Annotated in this window: 24 protein-coding genes; 15 read left to right on the top strand and 9 right to left on the bottom strand. The window is 63.1% G+C overall.

Annotation, left to right across the window (positions count from 1 at the left end):
• Positions 1–105 precede the first annotated feature (105 nt).
• Positions 106–1,218 (top strand): dihydropteroate synthase, encoded by a 1,113-nt coding sequence (gene folP, locus D2V07_RS04345; RefSeq protein ID WP_119585140.1) that lies wholly within the window; start codon positions 106–108, stop codon positions 1,216–1,218.
• A 7-nt stretch (positions 1,219–1,225) separates the two neighbouring features.
• Here folP and D2V07_RS04340 read toward each other — a convergent pair whose 3' ends face one another.
• Positions 1,226–1,813: a hypothetical protein gene (locus D2V07_RS04340; protein WP_119585138.1), complete on the bottom strand. Its 588-nt coding sequence runs from the start codon at positions 1,811–1,813 to the stop codon at positions 1,226–1,228.
• Between the two features lie 100 nt (positions 1,814–1,913).
• Positions 1,914–3,338 (bottom strand): sigma-54-dependent transcriptional regulator, encoded by a 1,425-nt coding sequence (locus D2V07_RS04335; RefSeq protein ID WP_119585136.1) that lies wholly within the window; start codon positions 3,336–3,338, stop codon positions 1,914–1,916.
• A gap of 168 nt (positions 3,339–3,506) precedes the next feature.
• Between D2V07_RS04335 and D2V07_RS18980 the strand changes: the two genes are divergently transcribed.
• The 11 genes from D2V07_RS18980 (at position 3,507) to D2V07_RS04290 (ending at position 11,805) form a co-directional block, all read left to right on the top strand.
• Positions 3,507–3,629: a hypothetical protein gene (locus D2V07_RS18980; protein WP_267899736.1), complete on the top strand. Its 123-nt coding sequence runs from the start codon at positions 3,507–3,509 to the stop codon at positions 3,627–3,629.
• Positions 3,630–3,645: 16 nt separating this feature from the next.
• Positions 3,646–4,764, top strand: a complete 1,119-nt coding sequence (locus D2V07_RS04330; protein WP_119585134.1) for an NAD(P) transhydrogenase subunit alpha — start codon at positions 3,646–3,648, stop codon at positions 4,762–4,764.
• A complete protein-coding gene (locus D2V07_RS18975; RefSeq protein ID WP_267899735.1) occupies positions 4,761–4,889 on the top strand; it encodes a hypothetical protein in 129 nt (42 codons plus the stop codon). The genes D2V07_RS04330 and D2V07_RS18975 overlap by 4 nt, the downstream gene beginning before the upstream one ends.
• 2 nt (positions 4,890–4,891) lie before the next feature.
• The gene (locus D2V07_RS04325; RefSeq protein WP_119585132.1) at positions 4,892–5,173 is read left to right on the top strand and encodes an NAD(P) transhydrogenase subunit alpha; all 282 of its coding nucleotides are present in this window, start codon (positions 4,892–4,894) and stop codon (positions 5,171–5,173) included.
• Positions 5,174–5,175: 2 nt separating this feature from the next.
• Positions 5,176–6,633: an NAD(P)(+) transhydrogenase (Re/Si-specific) subunit beta gene (locus D2V07_RS04320; RefSeq protein WP_407641578.1), complete on the top strand. Its 1,458-nt coding sequence runs from the start codon at positions 5,176–5,178 to the stop codon at positions 6,631–6,633.
• A gap of 152 nt (positions 6,634–6,785) precedes the next feature.
• Positions 6,786–7,937, top strand: a complete 1,152-nt coding sequence (locus D2V07_RS04315; RefSeq protein ID WP_199698728.1) for a S8 family serine peptidase — start codon at positions 6,786–6,788, stop codon at positions 7,935–7,937.
• Positions 7,938–8,044: 107 nt separating this feature from the next.
• Positions 8,045–8,737 carry an aspartate/glutamate racemase family protein gene (locus D2V07_RS04310; RefSeq protein ID WP_119585130.1) on the top strand — a complete coding sequence of 231 codons (693 nt, stop codon included), beginning with the start codon at positions 8,045–8,047 and terminating at the stop codon, positions 8,735–8,737.
• A gap of 93 nt (positions 8,738–8,830) precedes the next feature.
• On the top strand, positions 8,831–9,991 hold the full coding sequence (locus D2V07_RS04305; protein ID WP_119585128.1) for a deoxyguanosinetriphosphate triphosphohydrolase: 1,161 nt from the start codon (positions 8,831–8,833) through the stop codon (positions 9,989–9,991).
• A complete protein-coding gene (locus D2V07_RS04300; RefSeq protein WP_119585126.1) occupies positions 9,984–10,697 on the top strand; it encodes an NAD(P)H-binding protein in 714 nt (237 codons plus the stop codon). Before D2V07_RS04305 ends, D2V07_RS04300 begins: the two co-directional genes overlap by 8 nt.
• 53 nt (positions 10,698–10,750) lie before the next feature.
• Entirely contained in the window at positions 10,751–11,209 is a 459-nt protein-coding gene (locus D2V07_RS04295) for an ABA4-like family protein (protein WP_119585124.1), read from the top strand.
• A complete protein-coding gene (locus D2V07_RS04290) occupies positions 11,206–11,805 on the top strand; it encodes a DUF938 domain-containing protein (RefSeq protein WP_119586043.1) in 600 nt (199 codons plus the stop codon). The genes D2V07_RS04295 and D2V07_RS04290 overlap by 4 nt, the downstream gene beginning before the upstream one ends.
• A gap of 56 nt (positions 11,806–11,861) precedes the next feature.
• Here D2V07_RS04290 and D2V07_RS04285 read toward each other — a convergent pair whose 3' ends face one another.
• From D2V07_RS04285 to D2V07_RS04275, 3 genes are all read right to left on the bottom strand, one after another.
• A complete protein-coding gene (locus D2V07_RS04285) occupies positions 11,862–11,987 on the bottom strand; it encodes an entericidin A/B family lipoprotein (protein ID WP_119585122.1) in 126 nt (41 codons plus the stop codon).
• Positions 11,988–12,028: 41 nt separating this feature from the next.
• The gene (locus D2V07_RS18675; RefSeq protein ID WP_119586041.1) at positions 12,029–12,157 is read right to left on the bottom strand and encodes an entericidin A/B family lipoprotein; all 129 of its coding nucleotides are present in this window, start codon (positions 12,155–12,157) and stop codon (positions 12,029–12,031) included.
• Between the two features lie 63 nt (positions 12,158–12,220).
• Complete coding sequence (locus tag D2V07_RS04275) at positions 12,221–13,150, bottom strand: DMT family transporter (protein ID WP_119585120.1); 930 nt, start codon at positions 13,148–13,150, stop codon at positions 12,221–12,223.
• A gap of 77 nt (positions 13,151–13,227) precedes the next feature.
• On the opposite strand from D2V07_RS04275, the gene D2V07_RS04270 reads away from it, so the two are divergent.
• Positions 13,228–13,458 carry a hypothetical protein gene (locus D2V07_RS04270; protein ID WP_119585118.1) on the top strand — a complete coding sequence of 77 codons (231 nt, stop codon included), beginning with the start codon at positions 13,228–13,230 and terminating at the stop codon, positions 13,456–13,458.
• Positions 13,459–13,469: 11 nt separating this feature from the next.
• Here the strand turns inward: D2V07_RS04270 and D2V07_RS04265 are convergent, their stop codons facing one another.
• A complete protein-coding gene (locus tag D2V07_RS04265) occupies positions 13,470–14,996 on the bottom strand; it encodes a CpaF family protein (RefSeq protein WP_119585116.1) in 1,527 nt (508 codons plus the stop codon).
• A 153-nt stretch (positions 14,997–15,149) separates the two neighbouring features.
• Between D2V07_RS04265 and D2V07_RS04260 the strand changes: the two genes are divergently transcribed.
• Both D2V07_RS04260 and D2V07_RS04255 read left to right on the top strand, forming a co-directional pair.
• Positions 15,150–16,298, top strand: a complete 1,149-nt coding sequence (locus D2V07_RS04260; protein ID WP_158586763.1) for a glycosyltransferase — start codon at positions 15,150–15,152, stop codon at positions 16,296–16,298.
• Positions 16,295–17,245 carry a glycosyltransferase family 2 protein gene (locus tag D2V07_RS04255; RefSeq protein WP_147366906.1) on the top strand — a complete coding sequence of 317 codons (951 nt, stop codon included), beginning with the start codon at positions 16,295–16,297 and terminating at the stop codon, positions 17,243–17,245. The genes D2V07_RS04260 and D2V07_RS04255 overlap by 4 nt, the downstream gene beginning before the upstream one ends.
• Here D2V07_RS04255 and D2V07_RS04250 read toward each other — a convergent pair.
• From D2V07_RS04250 to D2V07_RS04240, 3 genes are read right to left on the bottom strand one after another with little or no spacing between them, the layout of a single operon-like run.
• Positions 17,242–18,498: an oligosaccharide flippase family protein gene (locus tag D2V07_RS04250; protein WP_119585110.1), complete on the bottom strand. Its 1,257-nt coding sequence runs from the start codon at positions 18,496–18,498 to the stop codon at positions 17,242–17,244. The genes D2V07_RS04255 and D2V07_RS04250 overlap by 4 nt on opposite strands.
• Positions 18,495–19,391 (bottom strand): hypothetical protein, encoded by an 897-nt coding sequence (locus D2V07_RS04245; protein WP_119585108.1) that lies wholly within the window; start codon positions 19,389–19,391, stop codon positions 18,495–18,497. Before D2V07_RS04245 ends, D2V07_RS04250 begins: the two co-directional genes overlap by 4 nt.
• The gene (locus D2V07_RS04240; RefSeq protein ID WP_119585106.1) at positions 19,388–19,966 is read right to left on the bottom strand and encodes an acyltransferase; all 579 of its coding nucleotides are present in this window, start codon (positions 19,964–19,966) and stop codon (positions 19,388–19,390) included. Before D2V07_RS04240 ends, D2V07_RS04245 begins: the two co-directional genes overlap by 4 nt.
• Between the last annotated feature and the right edge of the window lie 26 nt (positions 19,967–19,992).

The raw sequence follows: 19,992 nt of genomic DNA, 5'->3' as shown, positions 1-19,992 counted from the left end.
CCGCTGTTGCGGGTGTGCTTTACAAGGCTGACAGAGGGGCGATTTTCCACCCCAGGACACTGTTCCATGTGTTCCACATTAGTTGGAAATGACGAGGGTATCTGAATGGCCGACCAGATCTACATCCAGCCGCTGACCTTCGTGCCCGGCCCGCAGGCCGTGGAGGGCGAGGCGGTGCGGCTGGCAGGCGGCATGGTCTATGCGCGCGAGTTCGCGGTGATGCTGCGCCGCAATGGCCAGGTGATCGAACGCCACGTCGCCACGAAATCGACCATCGACGATGTGCTCGCCGGGCTGCCCGAAGAGGTGGGCGCTGAAGGGGAGGCGCAGTGGGCGAATCTGCGCATGGCGCACACCGCGCTGCAACTGGGCGAACGCACCGTAAGGCTCGACCAGCCGCAGGTCATGGGCATCCTCAACGTCACGCCCGACAGCTTCAGCGATGGTGGTGAGTTCATGGACAATGCCGAGGCCATGCAGGCGCAGGCCGCCGCCATGCACGAGGCCGGCGCGGCAATCATCGACGTGGGCGGCGAAAGTACGCGGCCGGGCGCGAAGGAGGTGTGGGAAGGCGAGGAGATCCAACGGGTCGAACCCGCCGTGCGTCATTGCGCCGGGATGGGCGCGGCGGTCAGCATCGACACGCGCCGCCCGGCAGTGATGGAAGCGGCGCTGGCGGCAGGGGCGCATGTGATCAACGATGTCTCGGCACTGCGCTATGATCCGCGCAGCCTTGAATTCGCTGCCTCGTCAGGCGCTCCGGTGGTGCTGATGCATGCGCCCGGTAACGGGGAGGACCTGCACGCTGGGCCGGACTATACCAGCGTCGTGTTCGACGTCTTCGACTTCCTGAAAGGCGCGCGCGACCGGGCGCTGAATGCGGGAATAGCGCGCGAAAGGATCGTGCTCGATCCCGGTATCGGCTTCGGCAAGTCGCTCAGCGATAACCTCGCGTTGCTCAATGCGCTCCCCCTCTTCCACGCGCTGGGTCAGCCGCTCCTACTGGGGGCCAGCCGCAAGCGGATGATCGGCGCGCTCTCGAACGAGGCGCCCGCGCACAAGCGGCTGGGCGGATCATTGGCTATTGCGCAACTGGGCATGGATGCAGGGGTGCAGCTGCTGCGTGTTCACGACGTCGCGGAGACCGTGCAGGCGCGCAACGTGTGGCGCGGGCTGCGCGATGCGGCGCTGACCGACTTCGCGATGTTGGCGGATTAGGCAGGCCTCAGCCCGCGGTGTCGGTTCGGCGGTGGAGGGACTTGGCAAGGCTGCGAATCACATCTTCCATCGCCTCTTCGGCACCGGGAGCGATTGAGCCGTCGAATTGCCGGGCGAGGAGGATCGTGCGGTCCTCCAGCCCGAAGAAATGGTACTCCATGCCCGAACCTTCGGCCTGCGCGGTGAAGGAGAACCCGTCGACCCCGTCAAGTTCGACGCGATCGAGGCGCTCGTTCTCGAACGCCTGGCGATATTCGGCGACCGGGCGTGGCAGATAGGCGATGGCCAGCCCGATCTCCTGGGCGGCATTGCATTCGCTGGTCTGGCCCGACTGGCCGTATGTGCAGGCCATCTGCCCCAGCAGCCGGGCGCGTTCGCGCGGGATAAGCTTCGTGGCCAGCTGGTTTGCCTCGTATTCGGGCGGGATCGCGATCTCCACATCGGCCGCGGTCAACGTGGTCGGATCGAACTGGTAAGTAAGGGGCCCAAGGTCGGCCTCCTGCAGACCGGTGTCGGACTTGTGGTTCGTAACCAGAGGTTCGGGCTCGCTGGCGGTCGGCCCCCCGTCGCCGCAGGAACCGAGGGCCAGTCCCATTGCCGCGAGGGCGATTGCGGATCGAAAGTCGAGCATACTGGGGAAGCGCCCCAGTAGCGCGGTAGTTCCGCAGAAATCTGCGGGTTTCGACAATGTTCGCCTAAGCGGCGTTGTCGATCCCCAGATCGCTCAGTTTGCGATAGAGTGTGGAGCGGCCGATACCCAGACGCCGCGCGACTTCCGTCATGCGGCCACGGTAATGACCGATGGCGAGACGTATGACATCGGCCTCTATATCCTCCAGCGGGCGCAGGTTGCCGTCGCCGGTATAAAGCTGCACCCCGGCGCTCTCACGGATCGGGCCGTTGCGCACGGGCTGTTCGGTCTCGCCGATGATCTCGCGCAGTTGCGGAAAGTCGTCCGCGGTCAGCGCGTCGCCATCGCAGAACACCGCCGCGCGGAACAGTACCGCCTGCAACTGTCGCACGTTGCCTGGCCATTCGAATGCGCCCAGCAGGCGCAGCGCATCGCCGGTGATACCGAGCGGGCGTAAACCCGGCTGCTGGCCGATCTGGTGGAGGAAATATCGCGCCAGCGCGCCGATATCGCGGTCGCGCTCTCGCAGGGGCGGCAGTTCGATGTAGGTTCGCGCGAGGTATTCCAGCAATTCACCCCGGAAATGGCCGGCCGCCACCAGGTCGGCAAGCGGAAGATTGCTGGCCGCGATTACACGCACGTCAACCTTGAAACCGTACTGCGCGCCCAGCGGTCTGACGCTGCCGGATTCCAGCACGCTCACGAGCCTGTCCTGCACCTCCAGCGAGAGCCGGTCGATCTCGTCCAGCACAAGAGTGCCGCCATCGCATTGCTGGAATGCGCCCACCTGCTGGTCGAAAGCCCCCGCGAAAGCGCCCTTTTCATGTCCGAACAGCTGCGATTCGAGGCTGTTTGCCGAAACGCCTGCGATGTTGATCATGCGGAAACTGGTCTTCGCGCGCGGGCTGGCTGCATGCATCGCGCGCACCAGCATTTCCTTGCCGGTGCCGCTTTCGCCTTCGATCAGGACATTGCCGTGACCGCGCGCCGCCTTGGCAGCCTTGGCCAGCGCATCGCGGAAGGCGGGCGCGGTGCCGACCATCGTGTCGAAATCGAGCTGCGAGGTCATCTTTTCCGACAGCGGGATGAGTTCGTCGCCGGGTGCCTCGCGGGTGGTGGAATTGCGCAGGGCCTGCATCAGCCGGTCGGGCGAGACAGGCCTTACGAGGTAATCGGTCACGCCTGCACGCATTGCCTCTACGGCCAGTTGCGGGCTGGTGCTGGACGTCAGCATCACGATGGGCAGGGCTGGGCGGCGCTCTTTCAGTTCGGCGATCAGTTCGCAGGCGCGATCGCCTGGCACGCCTTGGTCGAGGATAATAGCGGAAAGCTGCATACCCTGGCGGGTGCCCAGCGTGGCTATGGCTTTCTCGCTATCGTCCACGCTCAGCACGCGCCAGCCTTCACGGCCCGCCAGCGCGCCGATCAGCCGGCTTTGTGCCGGATCGTTTTCAATAAGCATCAGCAGCCGCTGTTCAGGCTCTACCATGCGCAACTTATCCCTGGCCCCGGCGCTCGCCGGTTGTCGAACGACGGGCCTAGCAGTGCGGGGTAAAGAGGCGATTAAGGCCGTTCTTTCGCTTTGTGCTCTTGAGCGGGCGGGAAACCGGCGATAGGACATCGGGCAACAGTTCAAACCCCACAGGGAAGGCATACAATGAGCAACCCGCACGACATGAAGGCGGCCAAGGGCACTTACGAAAGCTTTATCGGCACCCTCAAGTGGTCGGTGCCGCTGATCAGCGTCATCGCTCTTATCGTCATCATCCTGATCGCCTGAGGCACAGCGCGGGGGGATGAAAATTGCGGTTCTGAAAGAGCGCGCTGCGGGTGAGACCCGCGTCGCTGCCACGCCCGAAACGGTCAAGAAGCTCGCTGCCCTGGGTGCGAGCCTGGCAGTGGAGGAGGGCGCTGGCGAAGCCGCATCTATCTCCGACGCCGCTTATGCCGAGGCGGGAGCCGAGGTCGGTCCGGTGGCCAAGGTGGTCGCCGATGCCGACATGGTGATGGGCGTACAGGCGCCTGATGTCGCCGCGCTCTCCGGCGCGAAGCCGGGTGCCTGGGTGGCAGCGACATTCGACCCCTTCGGCCAGCGCGAGCGCGTAGATGCTTATGCGAAGGCTGGCTTCGAGGCGCTGTCGCTGGAATTCATGCCGCGCATCACCCGTGCGCAGAGCATGGACGTGCTCTCTAGCCAGTCCAATCTTGCTGGATACAAGGCGGTGATCGCGGCGGCGGACCAATATGGCCGCGCGTTCCCGATGATGATGACGGCAGCCGGCACGGTTTCGGCTGCCAAGGTGTTCGTAATGGGCGTTGGCGTTGCCGGCCTGCAGGCCATCGCCACGGCGAAGCGCCTGGGCGCGCAGGTTTCCGCGACCGACGTGCGCCCCGAAACCGCAGAGCAGATCAAGAGCCTTGGCGGCAAGCCGGTGTTCGCCGAAGGCCTCGAAGCATCGGGCGAGGGCGGCTACGCGGCCGAGCTGACCGATGAGCAGAAGGCAGCTCAGGCGGAAATGGTGACAAACCACATTGCCAAGCAGGACATCGTCATCACCACCGCGCTTATTCCCGGACGGGCTGCGCCCCGGCTGGTCAGCGATGCGCAGATCGCCAGCATGAAGCAGGGCAGCGTGATCTTCGATCTTGCCGTGGCGCAGGGCGGCAACGTGGAAGGTTCCGTGCCCGACCAGCTGGTCGAGAAGCACGGCGTGACAATCATGGGCTTTTCCAACACGCCCGCGCACCTGCCCGCGGATTCCAGCGCGCTGTTCAGCCGCAACCTGTTCAATTTCCTCAACGCTTTCTGGGACAAGGAAGCGAACAAGCCGGTCCTCGATGAAGAGATCGGCAATGCCATCCGGCTCACCAGGGGCGGCGAGGTAGTGAACCCGCGACTAAGCGAAGCGTCGTGAAGGGGAAGGGCATCGTGGTGGTGTTCGTCATCGTGCTGATTCTGGTCGCGATTGTCGCCTATCTTGGCGGTAAGAACCTTGGCCGGTGGATGACTGCTACCGAGAGCGCTGAAGGGGGCGCCTGATAATGGACTTCATATCAATCCTCTCGATCTTCGTGCTGGCGTGTTTCGTCGGCTATTACGTGGTCTGGTCGGTTACCCCCGCTTTGCACACGCCGCTCATGGCGGTGACCAACGCGATTTCCTCGGTGATTATCGTGGGCGGTCTGATAGCTGCGGCGGAAGCGGGAAGCGATGTGGCCAAGTGGCTGGGGCTGGCGGCCGTGGTGCTGGCCAGCGTGAATATCTTCGGCGGCTTCGCCGTTACCGAGCGGATGCTCGCGATGTACAAGAAGAAGGATAAGTGAGCATGATGTCCTTCCTCGCTCCCGCGGCCGATGCCGCAGCGCACGGCGGCGGCACCCCGGCCTGGGCGATGCTCGCGTACCTCATTGCAGGCGTGTTCTTCATTCTGGCGCTGCGCGGGCTTTCCAGCCCGGCAACCAGCCGCGCGGGCAATCGCAACGGCATGATCGGCATGGCGATTGCCGTCATTACCACGCTGGTGACGCACGACATCGCCAACATCGTGGAAATCGGCATTGCCATTTTCCTGGGTGGTATCATCGGCGTCACCATCGCCCGCAAGATCGCCATGACCGCGATGCCTGAACTTGTGGCGGGCTTTCACTCGCTGGTGGGCCTTGCCGCCGTGCTGGTTGGCTGGGCGGCCTACCTCAATCCGGGTGCTTTCGGATTGCTGACCGGCGATGGCAGCATCGGCGCGGTGAGCAAGATCGAGATGGGCCTCGGCATCGCTATCGGTGCCATCACCTTTTCGGGTTCCGTGATCGCCTTTGCCAAACTGTCGGGCAAGATGAGCGGATCGCCTATCATGCTGCCCGGTCGTCACGTCATCAACCTGGGCGTGCTGGGCGCGATCATCGTGCTGACCGCGCTGTTCGCCCTTGCAGGGCCCGGCGACACCATGCCGCTGATCGTGGCGGTGACGGTGCTCGCCTTCGTCATCGGCTTCCTGCTGATCATCCCCATCGGCGGCGCGGACATGCCGGTCGTGGTTTCCATGCTGAACTCATATTCCGGCTGGGCGGCAGCCGCGATGGGCTTCACGCTGGGCAACACGGCGATGATCATCACCGGCGCGCTGGTCGGTTCGTCCGGCGCGATCCTGTCCTACATCATGTGCCGCGCCATGAACCGCAGCTTCATCTCCGTGATCGCGGGCGGCTTTGGCGCCGATGACAGCGGCGGGGGCAAGGGCGAGCCGCGCGAGCAGCGCCCCTACAAGCAGGGGAGCGCGGCGGATGCGGCCTACATGCTGGAACAGGCGGAAAGGGTCATCATCATTCCCGGATATGGCATGGCCGTGGCGCAGGCGCAGCACGCCCTTCGCGAAATGGCCGATGTGCTGGAAGCCAAGGGCGTGGAGGTGAAGTACGCCATCCACCCCGTGGCAGGGCGCATGCCGGGGCACATGAACGTGCTGCTGGCCGAAGCCAGCGTGGAATACGACAAGGTGTTCGAGCTGGAGGACATCAACTCCGAGTTCGCGCAGGCGGACGTAGCCTTCATCATCGGCGCGAATGACGTGGTGAATCCGGCGGCGAAGACCGACAAGTCCAGCCCCATCTACGGCATGCCCGTGTTCGACGTGGACAAGGCCAAGCAGGTCTTCTTCATCAAGCGTAGCATGGGCGGCGTCGGCTACGCAGGCGTCGACAACGACGTGTTCTACATGGACCAGACGATGATGCTGCTGTCCGACGCGAAGAAGATGGTCGAGGAAATCGTGAAGGCAATGGATTGAGGAAGAGCCCCAATCCTTTCGCGATTAACCAGTTTCCTCGACTGGTGCGTTCGAAACGAGTGGATTTCGCGACTAGTTGATTTGACACCCCAAATCCGTGCGACATGATACCCGAACCCGATCGGGGTCGCTTTGGATGTGGAGTGGGACTTATGAAATTCGTGAAGACGCTGGCGCTGGCCAGTGTGGCAGCCGCTGTCGCCATGGGTGCGCCGGCGAGTGCGCAACGCGGCGCGGCGCAGGCAGACGGGCCTATCGCCGGGCAATATATCTGCGTGTTCAATGCGAACGTCGTGCGCCGCGGGCAGGTGACTGCCGCTGCCAACCGCGCGGCCAATGCCCAGGGCGGCCAGGTGCTGCATACCTACCAGAACTCGATCCACGGTTTTGCCCTGCGCGCATCGGCGCGCGGCATCGCCAACATGGAACGCGCAAATCCGCACATCTCCTTCTGCGTGCAGGACGAGGTCGTCAGCCTTGCCCCGCCTCCGGGCCGTGGCCCCGGCGGGGGCGGCAGTGATGGCGGGAGTGGCAGCGGGCAGCAGACACCCTGGGGTATCACCCGCGTAGGCGGCGCGGTGGACGCCTCCAGCCTGACACGCCGGGCATGGGTGCTCGACAGCGGGATCGACCTCGATCACCCGGATCTGAATGTGGACACGGGGCGCAGCCGTGATTTCACCGGCAGCCGCAGGGGTGCCGATGACGAGAACGGCCACGGCACGCACGTGGCGGGCACCATTGCCGCGAAGAACAACAGCATCGGTGTGATCGGCGTGGCCGCAGGTGCTCCTGTGGTGGCCGTGAGGGTTCTGGACCGGCGCGGTAGCGGTTCGTATTCCGACATCATCGCGGGCGTCGATTACGTTGCCGGTGCTGCCGGGAACGGCGATGTCGCCAACATGAGCCTTGGCGGCGGAGCCAACGCGGCCCTGAACGCCGCGGTAGAGGCAGCAGCGGCAAGGGGCGTGCACATGGTCGTCGCCGCTGGCAACGATGGCGCGAATTCGGCGAATTACTCGCCCGCCAGCGCCAGCGGCAGCCGGGTCTACACGATCAGCGCGATCGATCAGAACGACAACCTTACCAGCTGGTCGAACTACGGTGCGCCCGTCGACTGGGCAGAGCCGGGTGCCGGAATTCCATCGACCTGGAAAGACGGCGGTTACAACACCATCAGCGGAACCTCCATGGCCGCGCCGCACGCTGCGGGCGTGCTGCTGGCTACCGGCGGAACGCTGCGGGTAGACGGCTATGCCGGGAACGACCGCGACAATCAGCCGGACCCGATCGGCAGGCGCTGAGGGGCGTTAACCTGACCGTCACCCGGAACAAGTCATGACAGTGGCTCGTTCCGGGGACGGCGCAGGTTGGCACGACCGCGCCTTGCACACATTGGGGGCAACTGATCTTGCGCAAACTTGGCCTAATTGGCGGCATGAGCTGGGTTTCGACCCGCACCTATTACGAACGCATCAATCGCATCGTACAGCGGCAGGTGGGCGCGACTGCGTCCGCCCCGATGCTGATAGAGAGCCTGGATTTCTCGCGTGTCTATCGTGCCCAGAGCAAGGAAGACTGGGAAAACGCAACCAACGTCATCGCCGACAGCGCGCAGCGCCTGGCCGATGCCGGCGCGGAAATGATCGTGATCGGCGCCAATTCCATGCACAAGGTGTATCGCGATGTGGAAGCCCGCGTGGCGACGCCGATCCTGCACATCGCGGAATGCGTGGGCGAAAAGATGAAGGCCGACGGCATCGAGCGCGCCGCGCTGATCGGCACACGCAACGTGATGACCGAGAGCTTCTATCGCCGTCGCCTGGTATCGCACGGAGTGGACCTGCTGCCGCCCGACATGGGATATGTCGATGAACTGGACCGCATCATTTACGAAGAGCTGATGCTGGGCAAGGCCACGAAGGATGCCCAAAGGTCCCTGCGATCCATGTTCACCAACCTTCAGAAGGACGGCGCGCAGGCGGTTATCCTTGCCTGCACGGAATTGCAGCTTGTGGTGGACGTGGACGCCAATATCCTGCCCGTCTACGATTGCACCGGCATTCATGCCGATGCTGCGGCAGAATGGATCATCGGCGAATAATCAGCGGATAATCGGCGTTCGGCTGCGCCAAATTCGCAGCGTTCCCGCGCTGTTCCCGTTGCCTGCCTGCCTGCGCTCACCTAGCCAGCAGCCATGTCCCGCGCGCCCTATGCTGCCGATCCCGCGAACTCCCGCGGTCGTGAATTCGATCAACCCGGCCATGGCGCGCGCGGTCCGCGCGGTGCGTTCCAGCGTGACCGGGACAGGATCATCCATTCCATCGCCTTTCGCCGCTTGGCGGGAAAGACTCAGGTCTTCGTCGCCCCTGACGGCGATCACTACCGCGTACGCCTTACCCACAGCCTGGAAGTCGCGCAGATCGGGCGGGTCATCGCCCGCGCGCTGGGGCTGGACGAAGACCTGACCGAGGCACTGTGTCTCAGCCATGATCTGGGCCACCCGCCCTTCGGCCACCCCGGCGAGGATGCGCTGAACGCGTCGCTCGCCCCGCGCGGCGGTTTCGATCACAACGAACACGCCTTGCGCACGGTCATGCGGCTCGACACGCCCTATTGCGATTGCCCCGGACTGAACCTGACTTGGGAAACCCTCGAAGGGCTCGCAAAGCATAACGGTCCGGTATCGCAGCCGGGCTGGGCGCTGGCCGAACTCGACGCGGCTTTCCCGCTGGAATTGCAGCGCTGGCCATCGCTGGAGGCGCAGGTGGCGGCGCTGGCAGACGATATCGCTTACGACAATCACGACATCGACGATGGCCTGCGCGCAGGCTTCCTGCAGCTCGATCAGCTGCTGGAACTGGATTTCATCGCCGACCTGTGGCGCGATATCGAAAAACGCTTTCCCAATGCCCGCCGGGATGAACAGTTGCGCGAAATGGTCCGCACGCAGATTGGAGTGATGGTGAACGATCTGCTGGAAACGACCCGCGCCAATCTGCAGGGCATCGACAGCATCGCACAGGTGCGCAGCGCTGGCTGCGCGCTGGCGACCTTTTCGCCTGCAATGGCGCAGCAGGAACGGTCGCTCAAGGCCTTCATGTATGCCAACCTTTACCACCACGAGGCGCAGAACCGCACGGCGCAAGCGGCACGCAGCGTAATTGCCCGCCTCTACGCCGCCTACGACCAGGACCCCGCGTTGATGAATTCCGGCTGGAGCGAGACCCTGCCCGCATCCGAACCCGAGCGGGCGCGGCATATCGCTGATTACATCGCCGGCATGACCGATCGCTTCGCCATCAACCAGTATGCGCGCATCTATGGCGAAAGGCCGGAAGGGTTATCGAATGTCTGACGTGCGGCGCATCCTGCTGGTGGGGGCGACCGGCCTCATCGGCCGCACCATCATCGCACGCTCGCCCGATCTCGCCGACGTGACCTTGCAGGGCCTTGCAAGGCGCGAGATACCGTTTCCCGCCGGGGTGCGCATGGAACTGGTGCTGGCCGACAGCGGGGAATGGCCGGGCATCATCACCCAGCTTGAACCCGATGCGATTATCAGCGCCTTGGGTACCACGCATAAGAAGGCTGGCAGCAAGAGCGCGTTTCGCGAGATCGATCACGATCTTGTGGTGGAAGTGGGCAAGGCGGCCAAGGCTGCCGGCGTGCGCAATTTCGTGCAGGTTTCCTCAGTGGGCGCAGACCCCTTTTCGCGCAATTCCTATCTCCAAGTGAAGGGCGAGGCAGAGAAGGACTTGCGCGCGCTCAAGCTGAGGCGGCTCGATATTCTCCGTCCCGGACTTTTGCGCGGACGGCGACAGAACGATCCGCGCCCGATGGAGAAGCTGGGGCAGGTCGCTGCGCCGCTGGGCGACCTTTTCCTGCACGGTTCGAAAGAGAAATTCCGCTCCATCAAGGCAGAGGACATCGCCGATGCCGCCATTGCCTGCACGGGGCAGAAAGCGGGCGGGCAGTTCGTGCACGAGCATGCGTCGCTTATCCGGCTCGCACGTGATTTTCGGCGGGCGCTTGCCGGCAAAGCGGATTTGCAGGCCGGTTGAATAGCGCTCCGGCTGCCGCCGGAACGTGTTGCAGCAACGAAGGGACAAGAGCGATGTGGGATAGCCTATTCGGATTGGCCAACCTGTGGGCCATGGCGTGCTGGGCGGCGCTGATCGTCCTGCCGCGCGGACCTTTCGTGCAAAGCGCCATATTCTACGCCGGGATCGGGCTGCTAAGTCTCGCCTACGCTGTTCTGCTGGTGTTAGTGACGGGCGGTTTTGTCGACTCGGGGGCCGTGGAAGGCGGGGGATCGGCCAGTTTTACCTCTATCGAGGGCGTTCGCGGTATCTTCATGTCCGATGGCGGCGTTACGGTGGGGTGGATACATTACCTTGCGCTTGACCTGTTCGCCGGTCTCTGGATCGCCAAGGATGCCGACCAGAAGAGCTTCTCGCGCTGGTTGCAGGCGCCTGTCCTGCTGCTGACCTTCATGGCCGGGCCAGCTGGCCTGGTGCTGTGGTTCATCATTCGCGAGGGCAGAGCGCGCAAGGGCGCACGGTGGAAGGCATGACGAAGAAATACGCCCCGGCGACCGAGCGCAACCGCGAGCCAATACGCGACGTGCTGAAGGCGGAACTGCCTGACCGCGGCGGCCTGCTGCTGGAGATCGCTGCCGGCACGGGAGAACACGCTACGTTTCTGTCGCGGGCATTTCCGCAGTGGCAGTGGCAGCCAACCGACCCCGACCCCGATGCGATCGCCTCCATCGCCGCATGGCGTGACGAGCAGGGCCCCGCGAACCTGCTGCCGCCCTTGCGACTGGACGCAAGCGAAGCCGATTGGCCCGTCGCAAGTGTGGATGCCGTCTTGTGCGTCAACATGACCCATATAAGTCCGCCCTCTGCAACCGAGGGGCTGTTCGCCGCCGCTGGGCGCTCGCTCGGCAAGGAAGCCCCGCTGCTGATCTACGGTCCGTTTCTGGAGGCGGAACTGGAAACGACCCAATCCAACCTGGATTTCGATGTCAGTCTCAATTCCCGCAATCCGGAATGGGGGCTGCGTGATGCAGCATGGCTGGACAGGCTGGCAGGGGAGAACGGTTTGCGTCGGACGGCGCGATACCAGATGCCCGCCAACAACCTGACGCTGGTGTATCGCAAAACGTAAAATGCCCGCCGACGCCAGTCGACGGGCACCTTGCGACCCTTAAAGGGTAATCGGCATCAGATTTCTTCGTCGACTTCCTCGCCGACGGATTCGATGTCTTCGCCCGCACCTTCGATGGTGTTGCAGGCGGCGGCCGACAGGGCGAACACTGCGGCGGTTACTGCTGTGACTAATTTACGCATTGGCGGGGGCTCCTACACTATCGTCGAGAAGCGCAACCAGGTCAGGTTGCGTCGTCAACGCCGTCGGCTGCGGATTCAAGATCCTCACCCACGCCGCGAACGGTGTTGCAGGCAGTGGCTGTCAGGGCCATGACGCTGGCAGCGAGTGCCAGAATGATCTTGCGGGTCATCGATCGTTCCTTCTTCCATGCCTGCATGGGCAGGCCATTGGGATAGAAACCTATCGAGGGGCTTCAGGTTCCTGTGGCCTGCCTCTGATCCACGAAGGCCCTGCGCGCCAGTACGTGTTCGCGCCAGCTGATGATCAATCCCGCCAGCACAACCAGGGGCGCGCCGATCCAGGTGGTTACGGCGGGCAGGTTGGCGAAGAACAGCCATCCGTAAAGGGTAGCCCAGACGATGCTGGAATAGTCCATCACGATCACGCTCGACACCTTGCCGAAGCGCAGTGCCGCCGTGATCATGACCTGTCCCCACGTCCCCGCAACGCCGATCCCTATCACCAGACCCCACTGATAGGCCGACAGCGGTTCGTGGACGATGAGCATGAAGGGGAAAGCCACTACGGAAGAGCAGGCGGCGAACCAGAACACGATCGTCAGTGGGGTTTCGGTGCGAGAAAGGTCGCGAAGCTGGATGGCGATAAGCGCGATCATGAAGGCTCCGCCCAGCGCCACGGCTGCGCCGAACAGGGGCAGGTGCCCGCCGCCCGGCTGTGAAATGATGAGGATACCGGCAAAGCCCGCAGCGACGGCGGACCAGCGCCAGATGCCGACGCTTTCCTTCAGCAGAACGATGGATAGCAGCACCGCGAACATCGGCGCGGTGAAACCCAGCGTGGTCGCCTCTGCCAAGGGTAACAGGATCACGCCGCCGAAATTCAACACCATGCCCACGATGCCGAACAGGGCGCGGGTGCCGTGTTTGCCCGGTCTGCTGGTCGAAAGCTCCTTCACGATGCCGCCAGCCAGCATGGCCCAGGCCAGCAGGATCGGGACCGAGACGAGCTGGCGCCAGAAGATCAGCTCGGCAATATGGATACCGCTATCGGAGGCCAGCTTTATCAGCGCTGCCATGAAGGCCAGACCGGCGACGCCCGCCAAGCGCATGAGCAGAGCCAGCAAGGGCCGGTCGCTGGAATCGTCGCGCGCAGGGGAAGTCATGCCTGGCGCCATAGGCTTCACGCAAAAGCGATCAAGCGTTGTTAGCGTGCGCTAGGTTTCCCATATGCGCGCTCGCGATGCACACGCCCGACTTCATCACCTTTGCCAGCGATGCGACGCTGTATGGCCTGTGGGGCGGTGCGCTGCTGGCAATTTCCGCCTTCGCCACTTGGCGCGACCGCAGGCGGCGCACCCGCAAGGACATCGACCGTGTGGGCATAATGCCGTGGCGCGACATTGCCGCCCTGACGGCCTTTGCAGGCTTTGCCTTGCTGGGTTTCGCCTGTGTGGGCTGGTTGCGCGGATAGGCGCTGTGCGCCTAGAGGCAGGCTTCCAGATAGGCCTGGTCGAAACCGAACTGGCGGGCCTTTTCCAAAGTGTAGGGGCGGAGGCCGGAGGACCGGTGTTCGCCGATGATCTTGCCGTCGTCGCCTTCGTCCAGATACTCGAAGCTGAACAGTTCCTGCGTCACGATCACGTCGCCTTCCATGCCGATCACCTCGGTGACGTTGGTAGTGCGGCGCGAACCGTCGCGAAGGCGCTTCACCTGCACGATCAGGTCCACCGACTCGGCAATTTGGCGCGAAATGGCTTCCTTGGGGATCTTGATGTCGCCCATCAGGATCATGTTCTCCATACGGCCCAGGCATTCGCGCGGGCTGTTGGCGTGAAGCGTACACATGGAGCCGTCGTGGCCGGTGTTCATGGCGGCGAGGAGGTCGAAACACTCCGCGCCGCGAATTTCGCCCAGGATGATCCGGTCAGGACGCATACGCAGGGCGTTCTTCACAAGGTCACCGATGGTGATGGCGCCCTGGCCTTCGAGGTTGGGCGGGCGCGTTTCCAGCGGCAGCCAGTGCGGCTGTTGCAGGCGAAGTTCGGCCGCGTCCTCGATCGTCAGCACGCGCTCGCCCGGGTCGATCATTTTCGACAGGGCGTTGAGCATGGTCGTCTTACCCGAACCCGTACCGCCGGAGATGACGATATTCATGCGGCAGGCACCTGCGATCTTCAGCGCGGTACACATCTTGTCGTTCATCGAGCCCCAACCCTTGAGGTTGTCGAGAGTGACGGGCTTTTCGGAGAACTTACGAATCGAGATCGCGGTGCCGCGCAGCGACAGCGGCGGTACAATCACGTTCACACGTGAACCGTCCTTCAAACGGGCGTCGGCAAGCGGCGTGGTCTGGTCGACGCGGCGGCCAACCTGGTTCACAATGCGCTGGGCGATCTGGAACAGGTGGTTTTCGTCGCGGAACTTGATCGGGGCAAGGGTCAGCTTGCCGCCCTTTTCGATGTAGGTCTGGTCCGGCCCGTTGACCATGATGTCGGACACGTCGGGGTCACCCAGCAACTCTTCCAGCGGACCAAAGCCAAGCAGCTCGTCGATCAGCACCTTTTCCAGCGCGAACTGTTCGCGCCGGTTCAGCGTGACCTTCAGCTCGGCCAGCACTTCCATGATGATCGGGCGGAATTCTTCGGAAAGTTCTTCCTTGGTCAGCGTGGCCGCTGCTTCGGGATCGACGCGTTCCAGCAGGCGCGGCAGCACCTGTTCCTTGATCTTGTGAACGGAAGCCTCGAAGCCGCCGAGCTCGCTGACATTGTTGTGCGTCGCGTTCGTGCGGTCGGCCAGGCGGCTCATCGCGTCGCCGTGGCGGTTGTTGCCTGCGTCTACCGGCGTTCCTTCGGAAGGGACGGGCGGAAACTGCTCACCGCCCTGTTCATCGGGGACCGGCTTCGAACCCTGGCCCGGGCCGCCGCCACGCATGGGCTTTGCCACGCCAAAGCTCGGACGGGCACCCTTGGCCATGCCGCCTGCGCCACTCTTGCGTCCGAATGCGCTCATCCTCGCAATCCCCCTAAAAAACCAGCAATGCCGTCTTCATCAAGAATTCGGCGGATTATCCACACAGCGCTTCTTGCGAATTTAGGTGAAGAACTGGTTAAGTTTGTGCGCCTAGGATCGCTTTCGGCACGGGTTACGAGGGTATGCGGATCAGTGACGAACAGCGATAATCCTGCGATGCGGGTCGTCCTGCTGGGTACCTACGACCTGGGCAAGCCGCGCACGCGCCTGCTGCGCGAGTCCCTGCGGCAGATCGATCCGCAGTTGCAGGAACTGCATTTCAGCATCTGGCACGGTGTAGAAGACAAGTCGGTTATGACCGGCGTGACGGCAAGACTGGGCATCGTTTTCCGGCTGCTGATTGCCTACCCGGTCTTGGCGGCGCGCTATCTGATGGCAGGGCGGCACGACGTTGTGGTGATCGGCTATATGGGCCTGTTCGACATGCTGCTGCTCGCTCCACTGGTGAAAGTACGTGGAAAAACAGTGGTCTGGGATGCCTTCCTGTCGGTTTACGACACCTATGCGCGCGACCGGGCAACGTCGTCGGAAGGCGGCTGGAAAGCGCGGGCGCTGCGTTGGATGGAACGGCGGGCGTGCAGGATCGCGGACCGGGTGGTGCTGGACACGCAGGCCCATGCCGCGCTGATGGGCGAACTGCACGGCGTGCCCGATGCAAAGCTGGATGCCGTTCTGGTCGGCGCAGAAGCAGAGGTGTTCCCCGCAGCCAATCCCGGCGCGGGGGATAGGGGTGGTCCCATCGAAGTGCTGTTCTACGGCCAGTTCATTCCGCTGCACGGGATCGATACCATCATTGCTGCCGCGCTCGATCCTCGGGGGCACGAGTTTCGCTGGACAATCGTGGGGCAGGGGCAGGAGGCGGCACGTATCGATGCGGCGCTTTCCCGCCAGCCAGCGTCGCACATCACCCGCATTCCGTGGGTCGATTACGAGCGCCTGTCCGGGCTGATGGCGAAGGCTGACGTTTGCCTTGGAATATTCGGCACCAGCGACAAGGCTGCGCGGGTGATCCCCAACAAAGTTTACCAGGCCTTGGCGGCGGGCAAACCCCTGATCACGCGCGCTTCGCCGGCGATGAGGGAACTCGCGGATGGTGACAGGGCAGGGCTCTACCTGGTCCCGGGCAACGATCCGGATGCCCTGCTGGCAGCGCTGGAACGCTTCTCCGGCGAGCGCGATGATTTGCCTGCCAATCTGCATGCCGACCTGTGCGAGCGGTTCTCTTTCCCCGCGCTGGTTGCACAGTGGCGCGGCGTCCTGCAGAGGGCGGCGAAACGATGAGCCGCATCGACATCCTTCTGGCCACGTATAACGGGGCGCGGTTCCTGCCCGAACAGCTGGCCTCACTGTCGGCGCAAAGCCATTACGATTGGCGCTTGCTGGTGCGCGACGACGGGTCGAGTGACAATTCCCTGGCGATCGTGCGCGAATGGGCCAAGGGCATTTCCCAACCTGTCGAAATAATCGAGGACGGGCGAACGGGTCTGGGCGCCTCGCTGAACTTTGCAACTTTGCTGGAAATCAGCGACGCGCCCTATTTCGCCTGCTGCGATCAGGACGACGTGTGGTTGCCCGAAAAGCTTTCGATAATGCTGAGAGCCGTCCAGTCGGCAGAAGACAGCGCCGGGTCCGACATGCCGATCCTGGCCTATTCGGATTTGCGCGTGGTGGACGGCGGTCTGAACCTGATTGCCGAAAGCTTTCGCGATTTTTCTCGCAGGCCGCGCCTGCCCCGCGGGCGCGAGCTGCGCCAGGTGATGATGCACAATGCCGTGACCGGGTGCGCATCGCTCGGCAATGCCGCCCTGCGCGCGAAGGCGCTTCCAGTTCCGCCACAAGCGAGCATGCACGACTGGTGGCTGGGATTGGTAGCGGCCGGTCTGGGAAAGCTAGTCTGGGTGCCGCATGCGACGATCCTCTATCGCCAGCATGGAGGCAACACCTTGGGCGCGAACGCCGCCGATCCCCTGTCCCAGTTGCGTTATGTCGCAAGCAATGCGGGGGAGGCGCTTGGGCGGTCGCGGAAACTGCTGGTGGCTACGCGCAGGCAGGCCGGCGCCTTTGTGAACCGGTATGGCGATGCACTGGGCGAACAGGACAGGGTCATTCTGCAAAACTACGCACGGCTGGGGCAGATGAGCTGGGCGAGCCGCAAGGCGTTCTTCTTGCAGAACCGGATGTTGGCCGACAATGCACTGAAAAACATGCCGTTTTTCCTGCTCGCCTAGATTCTCGCGAGCTTGTGCGACAATATCCAACCCGGTGCGATAATAAGCACCGCTCGCAGCAGCCAGGATGCCATGACGATCTGCAAGGCCAGCATCGGACCGATCTCCGCCCGAAAGGCCGTGAAGCCTGCCAGCACGGCAAGACACGCAGCGAGGCTGGCCGTCAGCGGCTTTGAAAACTGGTCCTCGAGCATCAACAACTGCAGAAAACCCTGAGGCAGCAGGATGATGCCGGCAATGACAATCGTCAGGGTCGTCAACTGCCGCCCAAGTTCATATTCGGCACCAAAGAAGGTATCGAATACCACCGGCGAAATCATGTGCCACGCCCCGGCAAGGATAATCGTGGCGGAGGTGGAAATGGCTGCCACGATCCAGCCGTAACTGGCGACGCGGCTGTCCCCGCCTGCGCGGGAGCGTGCCAGCACGGGAACTGCCGTGGCGACGAACGCAGAGCCAGCCGCCAGCAGAAAGCCTGACAGTTGTACGGCGATGCCCACCTGGCCCAGTTCGGAAAAGTCGCGGGCCAAAGGTTTGTAGAGGACCAGTGGGGCGGCCATCAGAAAGCCTGTGGCCAGGTCGTGAAGTCCCAAGGGGACTCCCTTGCGAAGCAGGCTGCGCGCCTCTTTCCAGCGAGGGATGGCCAAACGAATGTCGTAGCGGCCCTTGATGGTACGCCACGACAGCGCCGTTTCTATTGCCCAACTGATCCAGTGGAGCGCCAGCAAAGCAGCGATCCCGGCTCCATTGACAAGCATCAGCAGGCCAACTGTCAGTTCTACCACCCGCGCGACGAGAACATTGGGCACGTTGCGCATGACTTCCATCCGGCCGGTGAAAATGCTGCGGTTGAGCAGTGCGACCCCGCGGAATAGCAGCGCGGGAGCTACAAACAGCAGCATCAGCGCCTCGCTGGTACCTTTCGCCGCAACCAGAACGTAGACCAGAAGGCCAAACGTCGCGCATGCGCAGCATGCCATCCGCAGGGTGAACAACCGGCTGGCTTCCGCGTCCCCTTCCTTCTGACCTTTGCCATAGCCATAAGGGACCAGCGTCTCGAACCCCAGGGAAGCCCCGGCCAGGATGAAGCCGTAGAAGGCAAGGGCCCAGCTGAAGATGCCGTAACCGTCCGGCCCAAGCAGCCGCGTTATGACGACGAAATACACGGCACGCACTACTGTTTCGGCAGCGGTAAGTCCGCTGGCGCCAAGCCCGTTGACGGCGATGTTTCTGATACCGGCGCCGAGCTTCATCCGAAACGAGCCTGCGTGGCTGTGATAAAGCGTTTGACGGTTTCGACCCCCTCTGCCTCCTTTTCGGCCAGAAGCCCGTCGACCAGGTGTCGTGTCTTGCGGGCGTGGTCGAGGTCATCGAGCCCGTAGGCTACGCCGTAGCGTGCAATGGGGTGCTGTGCGGTCCATTCGTTCCGGCTTGCAAACAGTCCCGGGATCACAACGCTGTCGCAGCCGCACACCGCTGCAAACTGAGAGTACAAACTGGCTTCATCGTACGAGTAGAATGTCTTGCACGCATTGAAGATGGCGGCGATTTCCGCGTGCGATTTGCCATCGATCCGAATGGCGTTGGCAGTCTCGGGTATGCGGGTTTTTGCAGCGCCTTTCCGAACGAGGTAGCACGCCCCTTTGCGTTCAGCCTGGTTTTCGTTGCGATATGCAGGATCGCGCTGCCAGACATACAGGTCCTGCGCGCCGCCGGTTATTTCAGGTATGTCCGACATGGCCCCGGCGCGAAAAAACATCTCCCCTGCCGTGAACTTGAAAGGGTTCTGCAACCCCGGCTTATACAGCAGCCAGCGAACGACATTGCGTGCGCCCATCGGATTGCCGAGGCGTATCTCCGGATAGATAACGATGCTGTTTTGGTGAAAATTGTCCCGGTGCGCGACTGGCGTATCGAGTTGGCGGTTCAGGAAATGCCGCGAACTCCCGAATAGCAGGGAGGGTTTGCGAAGGATGGATTTCGCCACACCTCCTGCCCCGGGCACCGGATCGCGGTACCACGGCCAGATGAAGGCCTCCTCTCCCAGCGATCTCAGAACATGAACCAGCCCGTGCAGGAAGATGCTGCCGCCGCTGTTCGGATTCCAGGCAGGCGCGTGAACCAGGTAATTTGGCCGAGAGGTCACGGGTTCGACGGAGCGCTGGAAGACTGGGCGAGATATTCCTTTTCCAGCTCCAGCAGATCCTTGTGGCGAGCCTTTACCCGGCGTGCGGGTGAGCCGGCATAGATCGACCATTCCTGTGTGGACTTGGAAACCAGCGCGCGCGCCCCGATTGCAGTGCCGTCTGCCAGTGTGACGCCCGGAAGAACGATCGCTCCTGCGCCCACGATCACGTGCCGCCCCAGTGTTACGGCGCGCTTCGTCTCCCGCTTGAATTCATCGGGTACCGTGGGGTTCGTCATCGTCCGGCCGCTGTAGTCGTCGGACTGCGAGAAAACCTGCACTCCGTAAGCCAGACCGGAGAAATCCGCCATCGTGATGCCCGGTTCTCCGCCTGCCAGAAGGCAGAAGGGGGCAATGTGAATGTTGCGCCCCAGTTCGAGCTTGCCGGACAGCACGCAGAAATCGTCCACCCGGCAATAGTCACCCAGGCGCATCATGCCCGGATCGTAGATCGAGGCGCGATCGCTGATGCGAACGTGTCGGCCCAACGCCGCAAATCCCATCCGGTCGAGCTGGTCCTGAGTCAGATAGGCCATCGTCCCCTCCGCGTTCTTGGGTGCAG

It is taken from the genome of Aurantiacibacter zhengii (assembly GCF_003584125.1).
Lineage (GTDB): Bacteria > Pseudomonadota > Alphaproteobacteria > Sphingomonadales > Sphingomonadaceae > Alteraurantiacibacter > Alteraurantiacibacter zhengii.
This window is presented reverse-complemented; position numbering and strand designations above follow the sequence as displayed.